The organism is Pseudomonas sp. EGD-AK9, assembly GCF_000465935.2.
GTDB lineage: Bacteria > Pseudomonadota > Gammaproteobacteria > Pseudomonadales > Pseudomonadaceae > Aquipseudomonas.
Map to the genome: position 1 here is coordinate 1 of NZ_AVOF01000728.1, position 793 is coordinate 793.

Consider the following 793-nt stretch of genomic DNA (forward strand, 5'->3'; position numbering starts at 1 on the left):
CCTGAACGGCATCGCCCGCGGCCTGCTGGGGAGCGCGCCATGAAGCAGAGCCTGTTCGAAAGCCGCCACCAGGCCGACTGGGACGCCTTCGCCGCGCAGCTCGACGCCCTCGAGCGAGGCAAGGCCGAGGCGCAGGCCGGCAGCCGCTTCGCTGCCGACTATCGCCGGCTGTGCCAGCACCTGGCCCTGGCCGAGGCGCGCGGCTACAGCAGCCACCTGATCGAGCAGCTGCAGCAGCTGGCGATGCGCGGCCACCAGCAGTTCTACCGCCACCGCAGCCACCTCGGCGCCCAGCTGGTGCGTTTCCTGTTCGGCGGTTTCCCCCGCCTGGTGCGCAACGAATGGCGCAGCGTGTGCGTCGCCAGCCTGCTGTTCTTCGGCAGCCTGGCGCTGATGGGCGGCCTGACCTACCTCTACCCGGAGCTGATCTACAGCCTGGTCAGCCCCGAGCAGGTCGGCGAGATGGAGAAAATGTACGACCCCGACGCGCGGCGCCTCGGCCGCTTCGGCGAGCGTGACGCCGGCGACGACTGGGTGATGTTCGGCTTCTACATCATGAACAACATCGGCATCGCCTTTCAGACCTTCGCCAGCGGCCTGCTGCTGGGCCTGGGCAGCCTGTTCTTCCTGTTGTTCAACGGCCTGATGATCGGCGCGGTGGCCGGCCATCTGACCCGCATCGGCTACAGCGAGACCTTCTGGTCCTTCGTCGTCGGCCACGGCGCCTTCGAGCTGACCGCCATCGCCCTGGCCGGCGCCGCCGGCTTCAAGCTCGGCTGGGCGCTGCTCGCCC

Annotated in this window: 1 protein-coding gene; it reads left to right on the forward strand. The window is 69.2% G+C overall.

Translation table 11 applies throughout. The features are described 5' to 3' along the window. Positions 1–39: 39 nt before the first annotated feature. Positions 40–793, forward strand: a 754-nt coding sequence (locus tag N878_RS23280) for a stage II sporulation protein M (RefSeq protein ID WP_021445903.1), incomplete at its 3' end; no start/stop codon positions are given.